The sequence below is a fragment of the Mesorhizobium sp. CA8 genome (assembly GCF_020164955.1).
GTDB lineage: Bacteria > Pseudomonadota > Alphaproteobacteria > Rhizobiales > Rhizobiaceae > Mesorhizobium.
In genome coordinates, this window is sequence record NZ_JAIUHG010000015.1 from 1 (window position 1) to 22,744 (window position 22,744).

General features: G+C 64.7%; 20 protein-coding genes. 8 read left to right on the plus strand and 12 right to left on the minus strand.

Translation table 11 applies throughout. The features are described from left to right. Positions 1-32 precede the first annotated feature (32 nt). Entirely contained in the window at positions 33-659 is a 627-nt protein-coding gene (locus tag LB553_RS17295) for a hypothetical protein (RefSeq protein WP_224515127.1), read from the minus strand. A gap of 170 nt (positions 660-829) precedes the next feature. Here LB553_RS17295 and LB553_RS17300 point away from each other — a divergent pair, with 170 nt between their 5' ends. Beyond that, the gene (locus LB553_RS17300; protein ID WP_224515128.1) at positions 830-3,004 is read left to right on the plus strand and encodes a malate synthase G; all 2,175 of its coding nucleotides are present in this window, start codon (positions 830-832) and stop codon (positions 3,002-3,004) included. Between the two features lie 130 nt (positions 3,005-3,134). Here LB553_RS17300 and LB553_RS17305 read toward each other — a convergent pair whose 3' ends face one another. From LB553_RS17305 to LB553_RS17325, 5 genes are all read right to left on the minus strand, one after another. Beyond that, positions 3,135-4,664 (minus strand): YifB family Mg chelatase-like AAA ATPase, encoded by a 1,530-nt coding sequence (locus LB553_RS17305; RefSeq protein ID WP_224515129.1) that lies wholly within the window; start codon positions 4,662-4,664, stop codon positions 3,135-3,137. Between the two features lie 127 nt (positions 4,665-4,791). Continuing rightward, positions 4,792-5,742, minus strand: a complete 951-nt coding sequence (locus LB553_RS17310; protein ID WP_224515130.1) for a glycosyltransferase family 8 protein — start codon at positions 5,740-5,742, stop codon at positions 4,792-4,794. A 197-nt stretch (positions 5,743-5,939) separates the two neighbouring features. Beyond that, a complete protein-coding gene (gene gshB, locus LB553_RS17315; protein ID WP_224515131.1) occupies positions 5,940-6,881 on the minus strand; it encodes a glutathione synthase in 942 nt (313 codons plus the stop codon). A gap of 80 nt (positions 6,882-6,961) precedes the next feature. Then, positions 6,962-7,336 carry a GtrA family protein gene (locus tag LB553_RS17320; RefSeq protein WP_224515134.1) on the minus strand — a complete coding sequence of 125 codons (375 nt, stop codon included), beginning with the start codon at positions 7,334-7,336 and terminating at the stop codon, positions 6,962-6,964. After that, positions 7,336-8,340, minus strand: a complete 1,005-nt coding sequence (locus LB553_RS17325) for a glycosyltransferase (RefSeq protein ID WP_224515136.1) — start codon at positions 8,338-8,340, stop codon at positions 7,336-7,338. The genes LB553_RS17320 and LB553_RS17325 overlap by 1 nt, the downstream gene beginning before the upstream one ends. A gap of 128 nt (positions 8,341-8,468) precedes the next feature. Between LB553_RS17325 and LB553_RS17330 the strand changes: the two genes are divergently transcribed. The 7 genes from LB553_RS17330 (at position 8,469) to LB553_RS17360 (ending at position 16,501) form a co-directional block, all read left to right on the plus strand. Beyond that, positions 8,469-10,268, plus strand: a complete 1,800-nt coding sequence (locus LB553_RS17330) for a GtrA family protein (protein WP_224515138.1) — start codon at positions 8,469-8,471, stop codon at positions 10,266-10,268. A gap of 266 nt (positions 10,269-10,534) precedes the next feature. After that, positions 10,535-11,884 (plus strand): putative bifunctional diguanylate cyclase/phosphodiesterase, encoded by a 1,350-nt coding sequence (locus LB553_RS17335; RefSeq protein WP_224515386.1) that lies wholly within the window; start codon positions 10,535-10,537, stop codon positions 11,882-11,884. A 250-nt stretch (positions 11,885-12,134) separates the two neighbouring features. After that, on the plus strand, positions 12,135-12,902 hold the full coding sequence (locus tag LB553_RS17340) for an SDR family NAD(P)-dependent oxidoreductase (RefSeq protein WP_224515140.1): 768 nt from the start codon (positions 12,135-12,137) through the stop codon (positions 12,900-12,902). Further along, positions 12,899-13,834, plus strand: a complete 936-nt coding sequence (locus LB553_RS17345; protein ID WP_224515143.1) for a 2-dehydro-3-deoxygalactonokinase — start codon at positions 12,899-12,901, stop codon at positions 13,832-13,834. Before LB553_RS17340 ends, LB553_RS17345 begins: the two co-directional genes overlap by 4 nt. Next, positions 13,831-14,466: a 2-dehydro-3-deoxy-6-phosphogalactonate aldolase gene (locus LB553_RS17350; RefSeq protein ID WP_224515145.1), complete on the plus strand. Its 636-nt coding sequence runs from the start codon at positions 13,831-13,833 to the stop codon at positions 14,464-14,466. Before LB553_RS17345 ends, LB553_RS17350 begins: the two co-directional genes overlap by 4 nt. 2 nt (positions 14,467-14,468) lie before the next feature. Beyond that, a complete protein-coding gene (locus LB553_RS17355) occupies positions 14,469-15,341 on the plus strand; it encodes an SMP-30/gluconolactonase/LRE family protein (RefSeq protein WP_412033352.1) in 873 nt (290 codons plus the stop codon). Positions 15,342-15,439: 98 nt separating this feature from the next. Continuing rightward, on the plus strand, positions 15,440-16,501 hold the full coding sequence (locus tag LB553_RS17360; RefSeq protein ID WP_224515149.1) for a D-alanine:D-lactate ligase-like protein: 1,062 nt from the start codon (positions 15,440-15,442) through the stop codon (positions 16,499-16,501). On the opposite strand, the gene LB553_RS17365 is transcribed toward LB553_RS17360, so the two are convergent. The 6 genes from LB553_RS17365 to dnaK form a co-directional block, all read right to left on the minus strand. Then, positions 16,498-16,785, minus strand: coding sequence for a DUF1330 domain-containing protein (locus LB553_RS17365; RefSeq protein WP_140682050.1), 288 nt, complete (start codon positions 16,783-16,785; stop codon positions 16,498-16,500). The genes LB553_RS17360 and LB553_RS17365 overlap by 4 nt on opposite strands. Positions 16,786-16,823: 38 nt before the next feature. Next, positions 16,824-17,507, minus strand: a complete 684-nt coding sequence (pyrF, locus tag LB553_RS17370; RefSeq protein ID WP_224515387.1) for an orotidine-5'-phosphate decarboxylase — start codon at positions 17,505-17,507, stop codon at positions 16,824-16,826. Positions 17,508-17,530: 23 nt separating this feature from the next. Next, a complete protein-coding gene (locus LB553_RS17375) occupies positions 17,531-18,127 on the minus strand; it encodes an NADPH-dependent FMN reductase (RefSeq protein ID WP_224515152.1) in 597 nt (198 codons plus the stop codon). Between the two features lie 357 nt (positions 18,128-18,484). After that, positions 18,485-19,090 (minus strand): phospholipid N-methyltransferase PmtA, encoded by a 606-nt coding sequence (gene pmtA / locus LB553_RS17380; protein ID WP_224515154.1) that lies wholly within the window; start codon positions 19,088-19,090, stop codon positions 18,485-18,487. Between the two features lie 134 nt (positions 19,091-19,224). Then, the gene (gene dnaJ, locus LB553_RS17385; protein ID WP_224515156.1) at positions 19,225-20,352 is read right to left on the minus strand and encodes a molecular chaperone DnaJ; all 1,128 of its coding nucleotides are present in this window, start codon (positions 20,350-20,352) and stop codon (positions 19,225-19,227) included. Between the two features lie 201 nt (positions 20,353-20,553). After that, on the minus strand, positions 20,554-22,470 hold the full coding sequence (dnaK, locus tag LB553_RS17390; RefSeq protein WP_224515158.1) for a molecular chaperone DnaK: 1,917 nt from the start codon (positions 22,468-22,470) through the stop codon (positions 20,554-20,556). Positions 22,471-22,744 lie beyond the last annotated feature (274 nt).

Sequence of the window (22,744 nt, forward strand, 5' to 3'; positions counted from 1 at the left end):
CCAGATCGTCGCCTCCCTGATCACAGCCATCTTTACTCAGCCGCCCTTGGCAATCCTGCGCCGAAATCTCCATGCCTTGCGACATCGTTGGCGCGAGCCACCTCGAAAGCGCAAATTTCAAGCCATGCCAAAGCTATCTTAGCGCATATGCCCGCCACCACCGGCACGCGGTCGATCAGCTCGGCCTCGCTCTGGTCGGTGATCTCGAGGAAATCGAACCGCTCGCGCTCAAGCTCGAAGGCGCAGTGCATGCGCCAAAGACCATTGTTCTTCTTCTCATGCGCACCGGCCTTGGCAACCGCCGTCGCATCGAGGATGCGGATCAGCCGGCCTTTGGCCAAGCCTGCCTCCTCCTCGCGCTTCAAAAGATGCCCGATCAACTGCTGCAGCCATGGCCCTGCATTGCGCAGCCGGCCGAGCAAGGCCACGTCCGAAATGTCGGCAATGCCGCTTGCCGCCGCCCAGGCCACGACGCCCCGCATCCCTACCTTGCCAAGGCAGTAAGCCAGCGTCAGGCGCAACAGGTCGCTCGCCGACCTGATGCCGCGTGGTCGCAGGAACGCCTTCGTCTCGCGCGCACTTCCTGCGATCAACTCTTCGCCGCCGAGAAGCTCAAGTGTCTCGGCCCAGCCATCATCAACAAGCGATTCGTGTGTCATCTCCAGCGTAGAATCACAACCGATTCCGCGCCGCAATACCTATCTTAGCGCCTATGCCCTCAAGGGGGAGATTCGCTCGTCGCCAAGATCCGCCCTACACCCTAAGCTGAATTGACCCCGCAACCCCAAACATGCCAAACGCCCCAAGCCACCTATCTGGAGACGTGCAGATGACCGACCGCATCGAGATCGCCGGGTTGCAGATTGCCCGGGAGCTCCATGACTTCGTCGCCGAGGAGGCCGCGCCCGGCACCGGCATCGACCCGGAAAAATTCTGGACCGGCTTTTCGGCCATCGTCCACGACCTGGCGCCGAAGAACCGCGCGCTGCTCGCCAAGCGCGACGCGATGCAGGAAAAGCTCGACTTCTGGTATCGCGCCAATGGCGCGCCGATCGACATGGAGGCCTACAAGAATTTCCTCAAGGAGATCGGCTATCTGGTGCCGGAAGGGCCGGCCTTCAGCGTCAGCACGGAACATGTCGATCCCGAGATTGCCGTCGTTGCCGGACCGCAGCTCGTCGTGCCGGTGATGAATGCGCGCTATGCGCTCAACGCCGCCAATGCGCGCTGGGGTTCGCTCTATGATGCGCTCTACGGCACCGACGCCATTCCCGAGACCGGCGGCGCCGAGAAGGGCAAGGGCTTCAATCCCACGCGCGGCGCCAAGGTGATCGCCTGGGCGAAGGATTTCCTCGACCAGTCCGTGCCGCTGACCACAGGCAAGTGGGCCGGCGTCAACGGGCTGTCGGTGGCGAATGGCGCGCTGAAAGCGGGCGAAGGCGCAGGCGCCACGACGCTCGCCGATCCAAGGCAGTTCGTCGGCTATCGCGGCGATGCCGCCAATCCGGAAGCCGTGCTTCTGGTGAAGAATGGCCTGCATATCGAGATCGTGATCGACCGCGCCAACCAGATCGGCAGGACCGACCCGGCCGGCATCGCCGACGTCCTCCTCGAAGCCGCGTTGACCACCATCCAGGACTGCGAGGATTCGGTCGCCGCCGTCGACGCCGAGGACAAGGTCGTCGTCTATCGCAACTGGCTCGGCCTGATGAAGGGCGACCTGGCGGAAGAGATCACCAAGGGCGGCAAGACCTTCGTCCGCAAGCTCAACCCGGACCGCACCTACAGCTCGCGGGGCGGCGGCACGATCACCTTGCCTGGCCGCTCGCTGATGCTGGTGCGCAATGTCGGCCACCTGATGACCAATCCGGCGATCACCGCCCGCGACGGCAACGAGGTGCCGGAGGGCATCATGGATGCGGCGATCACGGCGCTGATCGCGCTGCACGATGTCGGCCCGAATGGGCGGCGGATGAATTCCCGCGCGGGCTCGATGTATGTGGTGAAGCCGAAGATGCACGGGCCGGAAGAGGTCGCGTTCGCCGTCGAGATTTTCGACCGCGTCGAAGCGCTGCTCGGCATGGCGAAGAACACCATCAAGATGGGCATCATGGACGAGGAGCGGCGCACCACCGTCAACCTCAAGGAAGCGATCCGCGCCGCAAGAGAGCGCGTGGTGTTCATCAACACCGGCTTCCTCGACCGTACCGGCGACGAGATCCACACCTCGATGGAAGCCGGCCCGATGATCCGCAAGGGCGACATGAAACAGGCCGCCTGGATTTCCGCCTATGAGGCCTGGAATGTCGATACGGGGCTGGAATGCGGGCTCGCCGGCCACGCCCAGATCGGCAAGGGCATGTGGGCGATGCCGGACCTGATGGCGGCGATGCTGGTTGAGAAGATCGCGCATCCCAAGGCCGGCGCCAACACCGCCTGGGTGCCGTCGCCGACGGCCGCGACGCTTCACGCCACGCACTATCACAAGGTCGACGTGCACGCCGTGCAGGCGGCGCTGAAGAGCCGGCCGAAGGCGAAGCTCGACGACATCCTGTCGGTGCCGGTAGCAAGGCGGCCGAACTGGACGCCGGACGAGATCCAGCGCGAGCTCGACAACAACGCGCAGGGCATCCTGGGTTACGTCGTGCGCTGGATCGACCAGGGCGTCGGCTGCTCGAAAGTGCCCGATATCAACGATGTCGGCCTGATGGAGGACCGCGCCACGCTGCGCATCTCCTCGCAGCACATCGCCAACTGGCTGCGCCACAAGGTCTGCTCGGAAATCCAGGTGAGAGACTCGCTGCAGCGCATGGCGGCGATCGTCGACCGCCAGAATGTCGGCGACCCGCTCTACCGCCCGATGGCGCCGGATTTCGAGAACTCCATCGCCTTCCAGGCCGCCTGCGACCTGGTGTTCAAGGGAGCGGTCCAGCCCAACGGCTATACGGAGCCGGTGCTGCATAAGCGGCGACTGGAGCTGAAGGCACGCGAGCGGATGAGGTAGCGCCCGCGCCCGTTTCGACCAACGTCACGGCTTGCGTGTTACGAAACCTGCGGCTTTGGTGATTGGCGAAATCACCGGCCAGAGCGTCCTTCTTCCCGTTTACGGGGAGAAGCGGCTAACCGCGCCCGCTTCACGCCGCCTGCGCCATGCGCTCCGCGCTCATGCGATAGGAAATCGCTTCGGCGAGATGGATGCGGCCGACCGTTTCGCTGGCGTCGAGGTCGGCCAGGGTGCGGGCCACTTTGAGCACGCGGTGATAGGCCCGCGCCGAAAAGCCGAGCTTTTCGCTGGCGTCCTTGAGCAGCGTCAGGCCGGCGGCATCGGGCTTGGCGATCTCTTCGATGATCGAGGGCGGGCAATGCGCGTTGGTGGTGGCGCCGGCGCCGAGCTTCTCCAGTCGTTCGCGCTGCATGGCGCGCGCACGCGCAACGCGCTGCGCCACCGCCGCGCTCGTCTCGGCCTTGTCCGGCCGGATCAAGTCGCTCGCCGAGACCGCCGGCACTTCGATCCTGAGGTCGATCCGGTCGAGCAACGGGCCGGAAATGCGCGCCTGGTATTCGGTGCGGCAGCGGTCGCCGCGCAGGCAGCGATAGCCGGGCTCGCCCGACATGCCGCAGCGGCACGGATTCATCGCCGCCACCAGCTGGATGCGCGCCGGATAGGTGACGCGGTGATTGGCGCGCGCGATCATGCAGTCGCCGGTTTCCAGCGGCTGGCGCAGCGCATCCAGCGTCTGCGGCGAAAATTCCGGCAGCTCGTCGAGGAACAGCACGCCGTGATGGGCGAGCGAAGCCTCGCCCGGACGTGCGCGCAGCCCGCCGCCCACCATCGCCGCCATTGAGGCCGAATGATGCGGCGCGCGGAACGGCCGCCGGTCGGTCAGCTTGCCTTCGCCGAGCTCGCCGGCAACGGAAGCGATCATCGACACTTCGAGCAGCTCCTTCGGCGCCAGCGGCGGCAGGATCGAAGGCAGGCGCTGCGCCAGCATCGACTTGCCCGAGCCTGGCGGGCCGATCATAAGCAGATTGTGGCCGCCGGCCGCCGCCACTTCCAGCGTCCGCTTGGCGCTTTCCTGGCCCTTGATGTCGGCGAGATCCGGCAGGTCGCGCGCGGCAAGCTGGATGCCGGCTTCGGGCCGCGACAGCACCTGCGTGCCGCGAAAATGGTTGGCGATCGCGATCAGGCTGCGCGGCGCCAATATGTCGAAATCCTTGCCTGCCCAAGCCGCCTCCGGGCCGCAGGCGAAGGGACAGATCAAGCCCTTGCCTTCGGCATTGGCGCCGATGGCCGCCGGCAGCGCGCCGGCCACGCCCGCAATGGTGCCGTCGAGCGATAATTCGCCAAGCACCACATAGCCGGCCAGCATATCGCCCGGAATGGCGCCAAGCGCCGCCATCAAGCCAAGCGCGATCGGCAGGTCGAAATGGCTGCCTTCCTTGGGAAGATCGGCCGGCGCGAGGTTCACCGTCACCTTCTTCGACGGCATCGACAGGCCCGAGGCATGGAGTGCGGCCTGCACGCGCTCGCGGCTTTCGGCCACCGCCTTGTCCGGCAGACCGACGATTTGCATGCCGACCTTGCCCGGCCCGACCATCACCTGGACATCGACCGGCAAAGCCTCGATGCCCTGGAAAGCCACCGTGCGAACCCGCGCCACCATTTTGTCCAAGCCCCCAATACCGGCTCGCGCGGCTTTGCGATCGGGCCGCGAGCGAAGTCAGGCTAGACAACCACAGATTTTCGCTTTGGGCAAGAACATTACGGGAACGCACGCACCGCGCTTCTCGTTACGGCGCAGCAGTCGAATGTTGCGGCGGCAACGGAACCTTCGAGAACATCCTACCCAGGTCTCGTAGATGCGGCTTGGTGAATCGACTGCGATAGTAGTGAGTTGCCAGGGCAGAGGACCAGTATTTTCTTCGCAGCCCGATAAGGCCAAGGATCATTTTCCGCCTACGGGCGGATTTCAAAATCAGTGTCCCTTCCGGAATATCTAATCCCGACATGGTTCTGTAGAAATTGAAAACATCGGCGAAAGGCACGCGCCTGTAGCGCCAGGGCTTGGCGGACCCCGCATAATGGATCACCCTGGGAAGCCGCCATTCGATTTCCACATACCGCTCTGAAAAGAAATTCCATTCCCTGCCCAGGAAAAGAACCCGGCCGCGCACCACTGTATTCAAGGCGGTCTGGTCGAGGTACCGCGACTTTGCGGTTTCCCGAACTTTTGCAAAGATCCTGTTCGCAATGCCTTCTCTGCGCCATGCAACGAGGTTCATCGTCAGAACGCCCGAATTGATATATTCATTCCGGGACATTTCGATCTCGTCGAGTTCCTCCTGCTCGACAAAGCCGTCAATCACGCCGGCTACCAAATTGTCGCCCAAGTCCGCCGACCAGAGACCGCCGAGATCGGATACCACTAGCGTATCCGCATCCATGTAGATGGCCTTGTCGCAATCAGGCAATATCTCGGGAATGAGTATTCGGGCATATGCCGCAGTCGTCAGCAGCTTGCCTCTTGTCGGCAGATCGGAAATCCGCTCGGCGTCTGCTTGGACGATCTGACAGTCAATTCCTTTTCGTTCACAAAAACGGCGAAGCTCTATCACGGTCGCGGGCTCTATTCCCGCGTCGATAACGACGAATTTCGCCTCTCGATTATGAATCCAAGCAGAAAAGATGAATAAAAAAAGTCCAGGCACAAAGTTATTGTCGCTTGCAGTGACAATTATCATGAAATTGCCGCTCCTGAAAAACGGAGATCTAGGCTCTGCCATAGTGGGTAGAGAGCGAGAGCGTTCACGATCATAGGCAGCACGTTGGCAGCTCGCCTCTCAAATAGCTCATAGCCCGGCGTGGGGTTCACCCGTCATCTTCTTCGAGGGCATCGGCAGATCCGATGTATGGAGCGCCACCTGCATCGTGGAGAGAATTACCCCCGCTTCCCCTCCACGCAATCCCAAAACAAGCTTGCAATATCCGCCCCGCCAAACCGCTGCACTTCGCGCACGCCGGTCGGCGAGGTGACGTTGATCTCGGTCATGTAATCGCCGATCACGTCGATGCCGACCAGGATGAAGCCGCGCTCCCTGAGCGCCGGTCCGATGCGGGCGCAGATCTCGCGCTCGCGCTCGGTCAGCTCGGTCTTCTCGGCGCGGCCGCCGACATGCATGTTGGAGCGGGAATCGTGCTCGGCCGGCACGCGGTTGATGGCGCCGACAGGCTCGCCGTCGATCAGGATGATGCGCTTGTCGCCCTTGCGCACGTCCTTGAGATAACGCTGCACGATATAGGGCTCGCGGAACAGTTGGCCGAACATTTCGAGCAGCGAGGCGAGATTGCGGTCGGCCTCGTGCAGATGAAAGATGCCGGCGCCGCCATTGCCGTAGAGCGGCTTGACGATGATGTCGCCGAACTCCTTGCGGAAGGCCGCCACTTCCTGGGGGTCCTTGGTGATCAGCGTCTCCGGCATCAGGTCCGGGAACTCGGTGACGAAGATCTTCTCCGGGCTGTTGCGCACCCAGGCTGGGTCGTTGACCACCAGCGTCTTCGGATGGATGCGCTCCAATATGTGCGTGGTGGTGATGTAATTCATGTCGAAGGGCGGGTCTTGCCTGAGCAGCACGACGTCCATCTCGGAGAGGTCGGTGCGCACCTTCTCGCCCAGCGCGTAATGATTGCCCTTCTCGTCGCGCACCTGCATCTCCTCGACGCGCGCGAACACCTTGCCGCCCACCATCGACAGCCGGTCGGGCGTGTAGTGGAAAAGCTTGTGGCCGCGCCGCTGCGCCTCCAGCGACAGCGCGAAGGTCGTGTCGCCGGCGATCGACACGGTGGAGACATGGTCCATTTGGACGGCGATCTTCAACGGCATTTGCGGTCTCCGGGGAACTCAGACGCCCGATATAAGGAAATCGGCGGCGCCTGCCAATCGTGCTCGCTTGGTGCAGACGCTTAGCGGTCGAAGACCAGCCTGGAGTAGCCGAGGAAGGACAGCGCCATCGCGACGATCGAGGCAAAGGCCAGCGCCGCCAGCGGCGGCAGGGCAGGCAGCGCGAACAGGACGGCGCAATAGATCAGATAGTTGACGATGCCGGTAGCGATGCCGACGCTGCCATAACGCACGCCTTCCTGCGCGATGCCCCGGCTCGACGGCGCGAAGGTCAGATGGCGGTTGATCTGCCAGGTGACGCAGAGCGCGAAGCCGATCGACAGCAGGCGCGCCGCCATCGGGCCGAGCGGCGTGGCAGCAAGCAGCAGCCAGAGCGCCGCGGCGTCGGCGACGAAGCCGATGCCGCCGGCAAGGATGAAGCGGACGAGGCGGTCCACTATGCCGCCCGCGAGGACTTGCCCGGTTCGCCCTTGGGCGAGGCCTGCCCGGATATCCCGCGCTCGGCGCGGCCGGAGGAAATCGACAGATAGAAGATGCGCTTCTGCTCGGCCCGGCCGCGCGAGACGGAATCGAGGATCAGCCCGGTCATCATCGACAGCATGGCCAACAGCAGCATGCCGATCGACAGCACCCAGGTCGGCATGCGCGGCACCAGCCCCGTCTGCGCGAACTCGACCAGTACCGGGATCATCAAGCCGATGCTGGCCGCCAGGAAGAACAGCGCGAACGTGCCGAAGAAGCGCAGCGGCTGCGTCTCCTTCACCAGCATGGCGAACATCCACAGTATCCTGGCGCCGTCGCGGAAGGTCGACAGCTTCGACGACGAGCCTTCCGGGCGGCGGCCGTAATCGAGCGCCATCTCGCTCACCGGCAGCTTCAGCTGCGAGGCATGCACCGACATCTCGGTCTCGATCTCGAAGCCGCCGGAAACGGCCGGAAAGCTTTTGACGAAGCGGCGCGAAAACACCCGGTAGCCGGAGAAGATATCAGTGAAGTCGGTCCCGAACAGGCCCTTGTAGAGGCGGTTGAAGATGCGGTTGCCGAAAGCGTGGCCGTTGCGGCCGGCATCGTCGCTCACGCCGCGCCTGGTGCCTACCACCATGTCGGAGCGCTCGGTCTGCAGGACGTTGATCAGCTGCGGCGCATCCTCCGGCGCATAGGTGCCGTCCCCGTCGGCCATCACATAGATATCCGCGTCGATGTCGGCGAACATGCGCCGCACCACATTGCCCTTGCCCTGGCGCGGCTCGCGCACGACGACGGCGCCGGCGGCGCGGGCTTTCAGCGCCGTGAGGTCCTTGGAATTGTTGTCGTAAACATAGATCGCGGCCGAAGGCAGCGTCTCGCGGAAGCGCCGCACGACGTCGCCGATCGTCAGCTCCTCGTTGTAGCAAGGCAGGAGCACGGCGATGACCGGCTCGTGGCGGACTGCATGCGGCATGTCTGTCTCCGGACGCCCGATCCAGCCTCCGGCCGTGCTCATGCCGGCCCTGTCGAGCCGTTTTACTATTTATTGAAGCCGTTAAGGCTAGGTTTAAAACCGATCCTCTCCCTTCAAAGGCCACAGCAATGGGCACAGCCGAGACCGGCGCCGCCGCCTGGAAGTCCGATCTGGCGTTGGCGCTGCTTGCGGCCCTGCTCGCATTCGCTATCAATGCATGGGCCGGGCTTGGCCAACTGACCGACGCCGGCGGCGACAACGACAATCTGCTGCGCCTCGTCGAGGTCCGCGACCTGCTCGCCGGCCAGGGCTGGTTCGACCTGCACCAATACCGGATGGGGCTGGAAGGCGGCTTTGTCATGCACTGGTCGCGGCTGGTCGACGCGCCGATCGCCGCCATCGCGCTTGCGGCCTCGGCGCTCACCGGCAGCAGGCCGCTCGGCGAGGACGTGGCGCAGGTGATGTGGCCGGCGCTGCTCTTCTGGTCGACCTTGTTCTTCACCGCCCGCGCCGCGCGCAGCTTCGGCGGTGGCGGCGCGGTGCTTCCCGCTATCCTGATCGGCGCCGCCGGCTATTATTTCATCGGCATCTATGACCCCGGCGCGCTCGATCACCACAACGCCCAGCTGATGCTGACCATGGCGAGCCTCGCTTTGCTGCTCGAGGCGCCCTCCCGACGCTGGGCCGCGTTGTTGTCCGGCCTCTGCGCCGCGCTGACGCTCGCCGTCGGCATGGAAACCGTGCCCTATGTCGCCATTATCGGCGTGTGCGTGGCGCTGCTGTTCGTCGCCGATCCAGGCGGCGAACGGGCGATCGCCCGGAATTTCGGCCTTGGCTTCGCCGGTGTCGCGGCGCTTGTCTTCGCCGTCACCGTTCCGCCTTCCGCATGGGGCGTGGCGCAGTGCGACGCCTTCTCGGTCGCGCAGTTTGTCATCGCGGCCATTGCCGGCGTGGGGCTTGCCGCTATCGCCTCCGTCGAGCCCGCCGCCGGCAGCTGGCCGCGCAGGCTGGGGTCGCTTGCCCTTCTGGGGGTCGTGCTCGGCGTGGTCGTGGCGGTGCTGTTCCCGCAATGCCTCTCCGCGCCTTATGCCTCCCTCGATCCGCGCCTCAAGGAACTGTGGCTCGACCACATCGACGAGGCCCAGTCGCTGCTCGCGCTGCTTGTCCGCGATCCGGCGCGCGTGGCGGCGCGTTACGCGACGCCGCTGGTCGCGATCGTCCTGATGGCACGGCACTTGCGCCGCGGCGGCTGGCGGCGGCAGGACAGCCTCGTTGCGGCACTGCTCGTCGTCGCCTTCGCGGTCGGCGCGTGGCAGGTGCGCGGCACCACCTTCTCGATCGCCTTTGCCGTCGTTCCGTTGTCGACCTGGATCGCCAAATGGCGGGCGCGGGCCGAAGCCAGCTCCTCGCTCGGCGTGGCGCTGCGCCTTGCGGCCGTCTGGCTGGTCTCGATCAACCCGGTCTGGACGGGCGTCGCCGCGGCCGCCTCGGTGGCGTTCGAGAAAGGCAAGGCCGTCGCGGACGGCGGCGCCTCGGACAGGACTTGCCAGAAGAAGGCCAGTTTTGCGCCGCTCGGCGGCATGGCCGATACCACCGTGCTGACGATCTCCAATCTCGGAGCGCCAGTCCTCGCTTATAGCGGCCATCGCGTTTTCGCCGGCCCCTATCACCGCAACGTCGCCGGCAATCTCCTGGCGCTGGACGCCTTTCTCGGCTCGGCCGATGACGCGCGGGCAATCGTCGAGGCGCATCGCGTCGGTCTCGTCGCCATCTGCCCCGGCAATATCGAGACCCTGATCCTCACCCGGAAAGCCCCGCAGGGCTTCCTTGCCGGCCTGCTGCGCGGCTCCGTGCCGGACTGGCTCGAGCCGGTCAGCGAGACCAAGGGCAGCCCGATCGAGCTCTATCGCGTAAAGCAAGCCGGCTAAAGCAAAGTCCCGAAAGTGCGAAACGGTCGTTGGATCGCAACTACTTGAATGGAAGCTGCATCGCCGGGAAAGGACTGTTCGACATCTTCATTAGAAGCTACGCATAAACGAATATATGGGCTGAACTAGACTTCTTTGCCCGAAGCTGAACCACCGCCCGCGACGCAGGCAACTTCCGGACGAGGGAAAAATCGATTTTCCGATACGTTTCCTAAACGCTTTGCTGTCAGTCTGGCTGAAAATACCGACATCAGAACAGAGATATGATGCAAACGACGTTTGGCACGGGTCGGCCGGCCAAGGAAAACACGGATCTGGCCTTCACCGATTCGTTGACCGGGCTCGGCAACCATCGCCGCTTCTTCGACAAGGTCGATCGCCTGATCGGCGACCGCGCCGACGATCCCGCCCCCTTTACCGTCGGCATCCTCGACCTCGACGGCTTCAAGCCGATCAACGACCTGTTCGGCCACAAGGCCGGCGACGACATCCTGGTCCAGGTGGCGATGCGGCTGCGCGCATCGATGGACGGCTATTCCACCGTCTGCCGCATCGGCGCCGACGAGTTCGCCTTTCTCTACCCGATGGTGTTCTCGGAGGAGCAGGCGGCCGAGACGTCGCGCATGCTGATCGAGATCTTGTCGGCGCCCTATGACGTCGGCGAACGCACCGCCAGGCTCTCGGCCTCGGTGGGCTGCTCGCTCTTCTATTCAGGCGACGAGACCACCGAGATCCTCCTCAACAAGGCCGAGACCGCGCTCTATCACGCCAAGCGTTCGGGCCGCGGCCGCGTCGTCGTCTACACCCGTGAGATGGAAGAGGCGGCCAAGCGCGTCACCCGCATCGAGCAGGCGCTGCGCCGCGCCGTCTCGGCCGGCGAGGTCGAGCCGCATTTCCAGCCGATCGTCGACTTGAACAGCCGCCGCACCATCGGCTTCGAGACGCTGGCGCGCTGGACCGACCGCGACCTCGGCGTCGTGCCGCCATCGGTCTTCATCCCGATCGCCGAGGAACGCGGCATCATCGGCCCGCTGTCGCAGCTGGTGCTGCGCAAGGCGACCGAAGCGGCACGCAGCTGGCCGAAGGAGCTGTTCTTGTCCTTCAACCTGTCGCCCTCGCAGCTTGTCGACCAGAACACCGGGCTCCATATCCTGGCCATACTCGACCGCACCGGCTTCGATCCGCGCCGGCTGGAGATCGAGATCACCGAGACCGGCCTGATGAACGACCCGGCCTCGGCCGAGAAGATCGTCGAGGATTTGCGCCGGGTCGGCATCCGCGTCTCGCTCGACGATTTCGGCACCGGCCAGTCGTCGCTCGGCCGCCTGCGCGAGTTCCATTTCGACAAGCTCAAGATCGACCGCGCTTTCGTCTCCTCTATCCTCGACGACCGGCCCTCGGAGCACATCATCCGCGCCATCCTGGCCATGTGCGAAGGGCTCGGCATGGATGTCGTCGCCGAGGGCATCGAGGATGAAGCGCAGGCCGACCGCCTCGTCCAGTTCGGCTGCGCCGGCGGGCAGGGCTACCTGTTCGGCAAGCCGGTCGATGCCGACGCCACGCTCGGCTATCTGCGCGATTCCTATCGTGGCGCGCTGCGCGCCAAGGCGATCTGACAAGGTCTGTTGATATTCAGGTGAGGCCGGTCTGCAAATGGCGGCCTCCTGCGCTTCCGGTGCTCACGTTCTCGAAAGCCACCATTTGCGACTCGGCCTGACCTGAATCTCAACAAACCTTGAGCTGCTTCCGGGGAGACGGAGGTGCAGACCTTATTTGTCGGACATAAGCCACCGAATCCATCTTTTCGCCCTTGCCCCCCGGCCCGGCGCGGCTAGGATGCGCGCCGGCCAAACGGGAGAAGAGATCATGATGCCATCGGCGCGTTTCGCCGACCTGGACGGCGCCTCGGTGCTGATCACCGGCGGCGGCTCCGGCATCGGCGCGGCGCTGACCGAAGGTTTTGTGCGGCAGGGCGCCAGGGTCGCGTTCATCGACATCGCTGATAAGCCAAGCATGGCCCTTGCCGACCGATTGGAGAAGGAGCTTGGCCACCGCCCGCTTTATCTCAAGGCCGACCTGCGCGACATCGAGGCACTGCGCGCAGCCGTTGCCAAGGCGGCCGAGGCGCATGGCGATGTCACGGTGCTGGTCAACAATGCCGCGCTCGACGACCGTCACGCAGTGGAAGACGTCACCGTCGAGTTTTGGGACAACAATCTCGCCATCAACCTGCGCCCGCATTTCTTCACCGCCCAGGCCGTGGCGCCCGGCATGAAGCGCGCCGGCGGCGGCTCGATCATCAACTTCACCTCCACCTCTTACCTGATCAACCATCCCGATATGCCGGCCTACACCGCGGCCAAGGCAGGCATACTCGGCCTCACCAAGGGCCTTGCAGGCAAGCTTGGGCAGGACCGCATCCGCGTCAACGCGGTGGCGCCAGGCTGGGTCATCACCGAACGGCAGCGCAAGCTCTGGGTCACCGACGAGGCGCTCGCCGCCCATGTCGCCAAGCAATGCATCAAGGATGTGATGCAGCCCGACGACATGGTGGGCACGGTGCTGTTCCTGGCGTCGGACGCCTCGCGCATGCTGACCGCCCAGATGCTGATCGTCGATGGAGGCTTCCTGTGAGCCCAACACCCGCGGTCGCCGCGCTCGACTGGGGCACGACCAGGCTCAGGGCCTGGCTGCTCGACGGCACGGGCAAGGTGCTTGCCGAGCGGCGCGGCGACGACGGACTGATCACCGCCCGCGAAAAGGGTTTTGCCAAGGTGCTGGAGAGCCACCTTGCCGCCATGGGCGCGCCGGACACGCTGCCCGTCATCATTTGCGGCATGGCCGGTTCCCGGCAAGGCTGGATCGAGGCGCCTTACGTCACCGTGCCGGCGCCGATCGGCGCGATCCTGCGCGGCGCCGCTCGCGTCGAGGGCTCACGCCGCGACATCCGCATCGTGCCCGGCCTCGCCCAACGGCTGGCCGACGCGCCGGACGTGATGCGCGGCGAAGAGACCCAGCTTGCCGGCGCCGGTTTGCCGGCAAAGGGGCGCCACCTCGTCTGCATGCCCGGCACGCATTCCAAATGGGTCGCGGTCGAAGACGGCGCGGTCGAAGGTTTCGGCACCTGGCCGACCGGCGAGCTGTTTTCCGTGCTGGCCACGCACTCGATCCTGAAACATTCACTGGGCGAGCATCCCGCTCCGGTCGCCGCGGACAGCCCATTTTTTCGGCAATGGTGCGAGCGGGCCTTGGGCGAAGGCGGCGACGTCACCTCGAAACTGTTTGCCATCCGCGCTGCCGGGCTTCTGCAGGATCTGCAGCCCGCCGACGCGGCGGCATGCCTGTCCGGGCTATTGATCGGCGGTGAGATCGCCTCGGCGAAGCGGCGCTACGGCGCCATCGAAGCGCCGGTGGCGCTGATCGCCTCGGGCGCGCTGGCCACGCTTTATGGCGCGGCGCTCCGTTTTGCCGGCCTTGCTTTCCGCAGCGTGGACGCCGATGAAGCGGTGCGTGCCGGTCTCGTCGAGGCCGCGCGCGAGAACGGCATGATTGGAGGCGCTTCATGAGCCAGACCGCACCCTTCCCGAAGCTCAAGCGCGGGCTTGTCGCCATCCTGCGCGGCTTGAAGCCGTCCGAGGCGGTGGCGATCGGCCGCGCGATCCACGACGCCGGCATCGAGGCCATCGAAGTGCCGCTCAATTCGCCGGAGCCGTTCGCCTCCATCGCCGGTCTGGTCAAGGCGCTGCCGCAAAGCGCGCTGATCGGCGCCGGCACGGTGCTGACCGCCGCCGATGTCGACGCCTTGCATAAGGCCGGCGGCAAGTTGCTGGTCAGCCCCAACATCGACGCCGAGGTCATGGGGCGCGCCATGCATTACTCCATGGTGACGATGCCTGGCGTGTTCACGCCGACCGAAGCCTTCCAGGCGATCCGGCTCGGGGCCTCGGCGCTGAAGTTCTTCCCGGCGAGCGTGCTTGGATCGAGCGGCGTTGCGGCGGTGCGTGCCGTCCTGCCGCCCGCAACCTTGATCGGCGCCGTTGGCGGCGTTTCCGACAAGGATTTTGCCGGATACAAAGCGGTCGGCGTCAGCGTCTTCGGGCTTGGGTCCAGCCTCTATAAGCCGGGCGCGACGGTCGAGGAGGTGGCGCAGCGCGCTCGCGTCGCGGTCGCCGCCTGGGACGAGGCCTTCGGAGGATGACGATGGACGGCGTTTCGGTTTTTTCCGATCATATCTGCGAGCTCGGCGAAGGCCCGAGCTACGATCCCGCCACCGACGCGCTGTTCTGGTTCGACATCGTCAACGGCAAGCTTCTGGAAAAGCCGCTCGCCGGGAAGCTGAAAATCCATGATCTCGGCGTCATGGCCAGCGCCGTCGCCGTCATCGACGACGAGCGCCAGCTGATCGCCACCGAGGTCGGCCTGCAGGTCAGGGACGTCAGGACCGGTAGATTGACGCTGCACACGCCGATCGAGGCCGATAACCCGCTGACCCGCTCCAACGATTCGCGCGTCCACCCGTGCGGCGCGCTCTGGACCGGCACGATGGGCAAGGGCGAGGAGAAGGGCGCCGGCTCGATCTACTGGTTCTTCAAGGGCGAATTGCGCCGGCTGTTTTCCGACATCACCGTCTCGAACTCGATCTGCTTTTCCGAGGATGGGACGATCGCCTATTACACCGACACGGCGACCGGGCTTCTGATGCGCGTCGCCTGCGATCCGGCGACCGGCCTGCCCGAGGGCGGGCCGAAGGTGTTCGTCGATCATCGCTCCTCGAAAGGCTATGTCGACGGTTCGGTCGTCGACCGCGACGGGGTTCTCTGGAACGCCGTCTGGGGCGGCAAGGCGGTGAAGGCCTATGCGCCGGACGGCACGCTGCTGCGCGAGATCGCCATGCCGGTGACGCAGGCTTCCTGTCCCGCTTTTGTCGGTGCAAAAGCGGACCGTCTGGCTGTTACCTCCGCCTGGAAGGGCAAGGACGAGAAGCAGCGCGCGCTCGATCCGCAGGCCGGCATGACCTTCCTGCTCGACATTCCGGTCAAAGGCCGCTTCGAGCCGCGCGTGCGGATCGCCTGAGCGCTGTCACGCAACCGCCCGCGCCGGTCGGTTTCCCGCAAGCCGATTGCCGCGGCCGTGCGATGGTAGCGCCCTGATTTTGACCAGGGCAGACGTCCATGCCGCAGGACAAGCCGACCCTCATCCTCGTCTACGAACCGGAAAAGGCTTGCCTCGACCGCCTATCCGCCGACGGCTACCCGCCGGATCGTGCCGTGGAAATCTCGTCCTATCTGGCGCAATCGACCGACCTTAAGCCGGAGTTCGGCCGGCTCGCCGAGGCTTGCGACAAGCGCGACCTCGCCTTCGAGCCTGTCGAGCTCGACGGTGCGGCGCCGATCCTGGCGAAAGCCGATCCCGCAAGGGCGCTGGTCTGGGCCCTGACCGACGGCATTGCTTATTTCCGCGGCGGTGTGGCGCCGGCGCTTGCGCGGCTGAATGGGCTGCGGACCATCGGCGCCGATGATTCACTATTCGCGCTCTGCCAGGACAAGCTGCGTTCCGGCGCCGTGCTCGCTGCGCTCGGCCTGCCGGTGCCGCAGGCCGGCCTGGCGCGCAACGGCGCATGGCTGGTCGAGCCGCCGCCCTCGCCCAAAGGCTGGTTCGTCAAACCCAACCGGCTCGGCGCTAAGATCGGCATCTGGCCGGATTCGCGCACCGCCGATCCAGGCCATGCGCTGGAGCTTAGCCGGCGTGTGTTTTCGCATTACCGCGACGATGTCGTCGTCCAGCCCTATGTCGCCGGCCGCAACGTGCGGGCGAGCTTCCTTGGGTTGAAGGAAGAAATCGGCGTCGAGGCTTTGGGCATATTCTTCGTCGATTCCGGCGGCGACTTCCAGACCATGGCCGACTCGATGGCACTCTATGGCGAGACCGGTCAGGCGGCGAAGGATGCTGGCACCTATGCCGAGCCGGAACTTGAGGCCGTGGGCGCCAGTCAGCCGGAGGCGGATCGGAAAATCCGCGCCATTGCGCAGAAGCTGATAAGCGGTCTCGGCCTGAAAGATATCTTTTCCGTCGACTTCCGGGTCGAGGCCGACGACACCGTGCACCTCATCGAGTTCGAAGTCTGCCCCGGCCTGCCCTGCTTCGATTTCCGGAACTATTGCCGAAAGCAGTGGGGCATGGAACTCGCCGACGCGATGGCAGAGACCGCCGCCAACCGGCTTTTTGCTGACTAAACGCCCTCGACCAGCACGATCTCGCCGTCGGCCACTTTCTGGCGGATGGCAACGGCGCGCTGGTATTCCGGCGAGTGGTAGCAGTCATGCGCCGCCGCCAGTGATTCGAACTCGATGATGACGTTGCGGGCGCGCCCCGGCCCTTCGGCCTTTTCATGCTCACCGCCGCGCGCCAGGAACTTGGCGCCGAAGCGGTCGAAGGCGAGCTTCGCGGCGGCGACATAGTCCTTGTAGCCCTCGGCGTCGCGCACATCGACGCGGGCAATCCAATATCCCTTCGGCATTCTTTTTCTCCTGTTTGTGCTTGAGCGAGGACTGGTCCTCAGGCTGATTGCATCTCCGCGAGGATCGCCTCTGCCGCGGCGCGGCGGTCCAGCGCGGCGACAATCGGCCGGCCGACGACCAGATGGCTGGAGCCGTTGCGGATCGCCTGCGCCGGCGTCACTACGCGTTTCTGGTCGCCATGCTCGCTGCCCGCCGGCCGGATGCCCGGCGTCACCACCGCCAGGTCGGGTCCGACGATACGGCGCACCGCTTCGGCCTCTTCCGCCGAGCAGACGATGCCGCCCATGCCGGCATGCAGCGCCTGTTCGGAGCGCCGGAGCACCAGCGTGTGCGGGTCGTGTTCGTAGCCGGCGTCGATCACGTCCTGCTCGTCCATCGAGGTCAGCACCGTCACGCCAAGCAGGCAGAGCTCGCTGCCCTTGGCCGCCTCGACAGCCGCTCTCATGGTTTTGGGATAGGCATGCAGCGTCAGCATCGTCATGCCCATCTTGACGATGTTCTCGACGCCCTTGGCGACCGTGTTGTCGATGTCGAGCAGCTTCATGTCGAGGAACACTTTGGTGCCGCCGCTGGCGAGCTCCCGGGCGAAATCCAACCCGCCGGCGAAGGCGAGCTGGTAGCCGATCTTGTAGAAGGAAACCGTGCCTTCGAGCTCGCGCACCGCTCTCTCGGCCTCCTTCAGCGTCGGCAGGTCCAGCCCCACAATCAGCCTGTCTCGCATGGTGTCGGCCGCCGCGAAAGTGATCACGCCTCGATCCGGGCCGACAGCATGCGCGAGGTTTCGATCAGTGTGCGGCATAGGCGCTCCATCGATTGGTGTAGTCTGGCGTCCCGGAATTGTCCGTCCTCGGCGAAGGCTTCGCCTGCCTCGGAGACCGAGCATTCGGGCGTGATCACCTCCATCTGGCAGCGCACCAGCACCGCGCGCAGATGGTTGATGCAACGTATGCCGGCGAACTTGCCCCCGGAGGACGAGCAGAGCCCGACCGGCTTGCCGGCAAGCGGCCTGAACGTGCGGCTGCCCTCGCGCCGAATCCGGCTCACCCAGTCGATGGCGTTCTTGAGCAATGGCGGGATCGAGCCGTTATATTCGGGCGTCGCGATGAGCAAGCCGTCATGCGCGGCGATCTGGCGGCCGAGCTTGATCGCGTTCTCGGGGAGGCCTTTTTCCTTTTCCAGGTCCTCGTCCATGATCGGCAGCGGATAATCGCCGAGCGAGATGCGCGTCACCTCCGCGCCCTGCATGGCCAGTTCCTTCTGCGCCACGTCGGCGGTCCGGCCGCTGAAGGCGCCGCTCCGGGCCGAACCGGCGAAGACGAGGATTCTTGGGATCACTGCCATTGGCCACCCTTGTTCGGGGACAGGTACAGCCAAGGAGCATTCAAATCAACGAGGGGGTGGCAGAAAACGTTCGAGGATTGGTCGCCACCTACCAGCTTCGTCATCCACGGGCGAAGCAGCCGAGAAGCGGCGTCGCGAAGACCCGAGGATCCATTCCCTTACCCCAATCGTAGAGGCGCAGCGGAGCAGAATTCTGGATCGTCGCAACGCTTCGAAAGTCACGGAATGGATCCTCGGGTCTCCGCCGCGTCGGTTCGCTCCTTGCTCCGCCCGTGGAGGACGAAGTGACGGGCGCTTCGGCCAGTCGCCAGGACGCTGCCGCCACGGGCGATGCCCGAACACTTTTGCAGGTAGAAACTAATGCCCTGCGCGCCGGTAGATCCACAGCTGCGTCGGCGGGATGTTGCGGAAGATGAAATCGAAATGTTCGACCGTGTAATCGCCGCGCCCGGCCGGGATCGGCGACAGCGGGCCGTAGGTCAGTTGCACGATCGGCCGTCCGGCGGGAATGCGGTCGAGCAGGCTTTCGATATAGGCGATGCGCTGGGCGACCGGGAAGTTGAGCAGCGGCACGCCGGAAACGACCGAATCGAACACCAGGTCGCGCTTGTCGCCGAGCGTGGCATAGAGATTGAAGGCGTCGCCCTCGATCACGTTGACGCCGGGATAGAGCCCGCGCAGATGGCGAACGAAGTCGGTCGAATATTCGACCGCGTACAGGTTTTCGGGCTTCACGCCCTGGGCAAGGATGGCGCGGGTGATGACACCGGTGCCGGGCCCGACTTCGAGCACCGGCAGGCCCGATCTCGGATTGACGATCGACGCCATCTTGCGCGCGGTGATGGAACTGGTGGGAACGATCGAGCCGACCGTCTTCGGCTTGTCAATCCAGCCTTTGAAGAACTTCAGCTCGTCGTCGAATTTTTCGGCCAGCGCTTTGCGCAACCCGGGACTACGTGCCATCACGAGCTCTCCTCAATGCTCAGCCTCCCGCTCCGCTACTTAGCAGGTGGGTGGAACAAGGCAAGGCGTCAAGCTGGCATAAGGTGTTGATGACGCTTGGGCAGCAGGTCGCTCCGCCGATGCCGCTGTGGCGGTCAGTTTTCGCCGAACGACTCGAAGAAGTCCTTCATGCGCGCGAAAAAGCCGCTCGACTGGGGCGAGTTGTCCTTGGACGAAAGCTGCTCGAACTCTTCCAGCAATTCGCGCTGGCGGCGCGTCAGGTTCTGCGGCGTCTCGACCGCCGTCTGGATATAGAGGTCGCCGACATTGGGCTGGCGCAGCACCGGCATACCCTTACCCTTCAGGCGGAACTGACGGCCGTTCTGGGTGCCTTCCGGCACTTTCACCTTGGTCTGCGTGCCGTCCAGCGTGGTGACTTCGAAGGAACCGCCAAGGGCGGCCGTCGTCATCGAGATCGGCACCTTGCAATAAAGATCGGCGCCGTCGCGCTGGAAGAATTCGTGCGGCTTGACCGCCAGGAAAATGTAAAGGTCGCCGGATGGTCCGCCGCGCAGGCCCGCCTCGCCCTCGTTGGCAAGCCGGATGCGGGTGCCGTCCTCGATGCCGGCGGGGATATTGACCGACAGTGAGCGTTCCTCGGTGACGCGGCCCTGGCCGGCGCATTTCGGGCAGGGGTCCTTGATCGTCTGGCCGCGGCCCTGGCATTGCGGGCAGGTCCGCTCGATCGAGAAGAAGCCCTGCGTGGCGCGCACCTTGCCGTGGCCGTGGCACATCGAGCAGGTCACCGGCTGCGTGCCCGGCCTGGCGCCGCTGCCGGAGCATTCCGCGCAGGAGATGGAGGCCGGCACGCGGATCTGCGCCGTTTTGCCGGAAAAGGCTTCTTCCAGCGTGATTTCCATATTGTAGCGCAGATCGGCGCCGCGTTCGCGGCCGCCCGACGAACGGCGCTGCCGGCCGCCCATCATGTCGCCGAAGATATCCTCGAAGATGTCGGCGAAGCCGCCGGCGCCGAAGCCGTGTGCCGCGCCGTTCATGCCGCCCTCGAAGGCGGCGTGGCCGAAACGGTCGTATGCGGCGCGCTTCTGCGGGTCCTTCAGCGTCTCGTAGGCTTCGTTGATTTCCTTGAACTTGTGCTCGCAGGCATGGTCGCCGGGGTTGCGGTCGGGATGGAACTGCATGGCGAGCTTGCGGAAAGCGCTCTTGAGTTCCTTGTCGTCGGCGCCTTTTTGCACGCCCAGCGTTTCGTAGAAATCAGCTTTCATTTTTTCCCGCTGTCCGGATGCTCAATGTCTTCAAGCATTGTTGGCGACGTTTGCCGGCACGTTCTTGGATTTAGGAGCGATGTTTCCCGGATGCTAGTACTAAGCCGGGCCACTCCGGGTTTTTCTGTCACTTTTTCGGGCAGGGTTGCAAAAAAGCCCGGCCTTGCGCCGGGCTTTTCGCATGATCCGCCGTCAGCCGGCTCAGGCCGACTTCTTCTTCTCGTCGTCTTCGTCGATTTCCTCGAAGTCCGCGTCGACCACATCCGAATCCTTGGCGGCATCCGCCTTGGCGTCGGCTTCGGCCGCTTCCTTCTGCGAGGCCTCGTACATGGCCTGGCCGAGCTTCATCGACACTTCGGCGAGCGACTGCGACTTGGCCTCGATGTCGGCCGGGTCGTCGCCTTCGGCGGCGGTCTTCAGCGCGGCGATCGCGTCCGAGATCGCGGTGCGGTCAGCCTCCGAGACCTTGTCGCCATAGTCCTTGAGCGACTTCTCGGACGAATGCACCAGCGCCTCGGCCTGGTTGCGGGCCTCGACCAGTGCGCGGCGCTTCTTGTCTGCGTCGGCATTGGCCTCGGCGTCCTTCACCATCTTCTCGATGTCGGCGTCGGACAGACCGCCCGAAGCCTGGATGCGAATCTGGTGCTCCTTGCCGGTGCCCTTGTCCTTGGCCGAGACGTTGACGATGCCGTTGGCGTCGATGTCAAAGGTGACCTCGATCTGCGGCACGCCGCGCGGAGCCGGCGGGATGCCGACCAGGTCGAACTGGCCAAGCAGCTTGTTGTCGGCCGCCATTTCGCGCTCGCCCTGGAAGACGCGGATCGTCACCGCCGACTGCGAATCCTCGGCGGTCGAGAAGGTCTGGCTCTTCTTGGTCGGGATCGTCGTGTTGCGCTCGATCAGTCGGGTGAACACGCCACCCAGCGTCTCGATGCCCAGCGACAGCGGCGTCACGTCGAGCAGGAGCACGTCCTTGACGTCGCCCTGCAGCACGCCGGCCTGGATGGCGGCGCCGAGCGCCACGACCTCATCCGGGTTGACGCCCTTATGCGGCTCCTTGCCGAAGAACTGCTTCACGATCTCCTGGATCTTGGGCATGCGGGTCATGCCGCCGACCAGGACCACTTCGTCGATCTCGCCCGCCTTCAGGCCGGCATCCTTGAGCGCCGCCTTGCAGGGGTCGATGGTGCGCTGCACGAGGTCCTCGACCAGGCTTTCGAATTTCGCCCGGGTGAGCTTCATCGTCAGGTGCTTCGGGCCGCTGGCATCGGCGGTGATGAAGGGAAGGTTGATCTCGGTCTGCGTCGTCGACGACAGCTCGATCTTGGCCTTTTCGGCCGCTTCCTTCAGGCGCTGCAGCGCGAGCTTGTCGGCCTTGAGGTCGATGCCCTGTTCCTTCTTGAACTCGGCCGCCAGATATTCGACGAGCCGCATGTCGAAGTCCTCGCCGCCGAGGAAGGTGTCGCCATTGGTCGACTTCACCTCGAACACGCCGTCGCCGATTTCCAGCACGGAAATATCGAAGGTGCCGCCGCCAAGGTCATAGACGGCGATGGTCTTGCCGTCCTTCTTTTCCAGGCCATAGGCAAGCGCGGCGGCCGTGGGCTCGTTGATGATGCGCAGCACCTCGAGGCCGGCGATCCGGCCGGCGTCCTTGGTCGCCTGGCGCTGGGCGTCGTTGAAATAGGCCGGAACGGTGATGACCGCCTTCTCGACCTTCTCGCCGAGATAGGCTTCCGCCGTCTCCTTCATCTTCTGCAGGATCATGGCCGAGATCTGGCTGGGCGACTGCTTCTTGCCGCCGGCCTCGACCCAGGCGTCGCCATTGTCGCCCTTGACGATCTTGTAGGGGACAAGCTTCTTGTCCTTCTCCGTCACCGGGTCGTCGTAGCGGCGGCCGATCAGACGCTTGACCGCGAAGATGGTGTTTTCCGGATTGGTTACCGCCTGGCGCTTGGCCGGCTGGCCGACGAGACGTTCGCCGTCGCTCGAGATGGCGACGATGGAAGGCGTCGTGCGCGCGCCTTCAGCATTCTCGATCACCTTGGGGTCCTTGCCATCCATGATGGCGATACACGAGTTGGTGGTGCCGAGATCGATACCGATAACTTTTGCCATTGTTCTAATCTCTCCTCTAAGCAGGCTCTCTGGACCCTTCAAAAGGCGTTCCGACGAAAGCCCCTGTTCACAAGAAATCCCGTCATGTCCCCGCTTTTCAGGGCTGGACGGCTGGCGCGTATATAAGAACAGGCGGCACAAGGCGCAAGCATTCTGCGCAAGCTGTCCGTCAACCTGGCAGCGAGCGGAAGGAGACCTGCCGTGCTCTGCGCCCGAGCCGGTCTGAGGTCGGTGTATCCTACTGTTCCAGCTGGATTTTTTAAAGCGGCGCCGA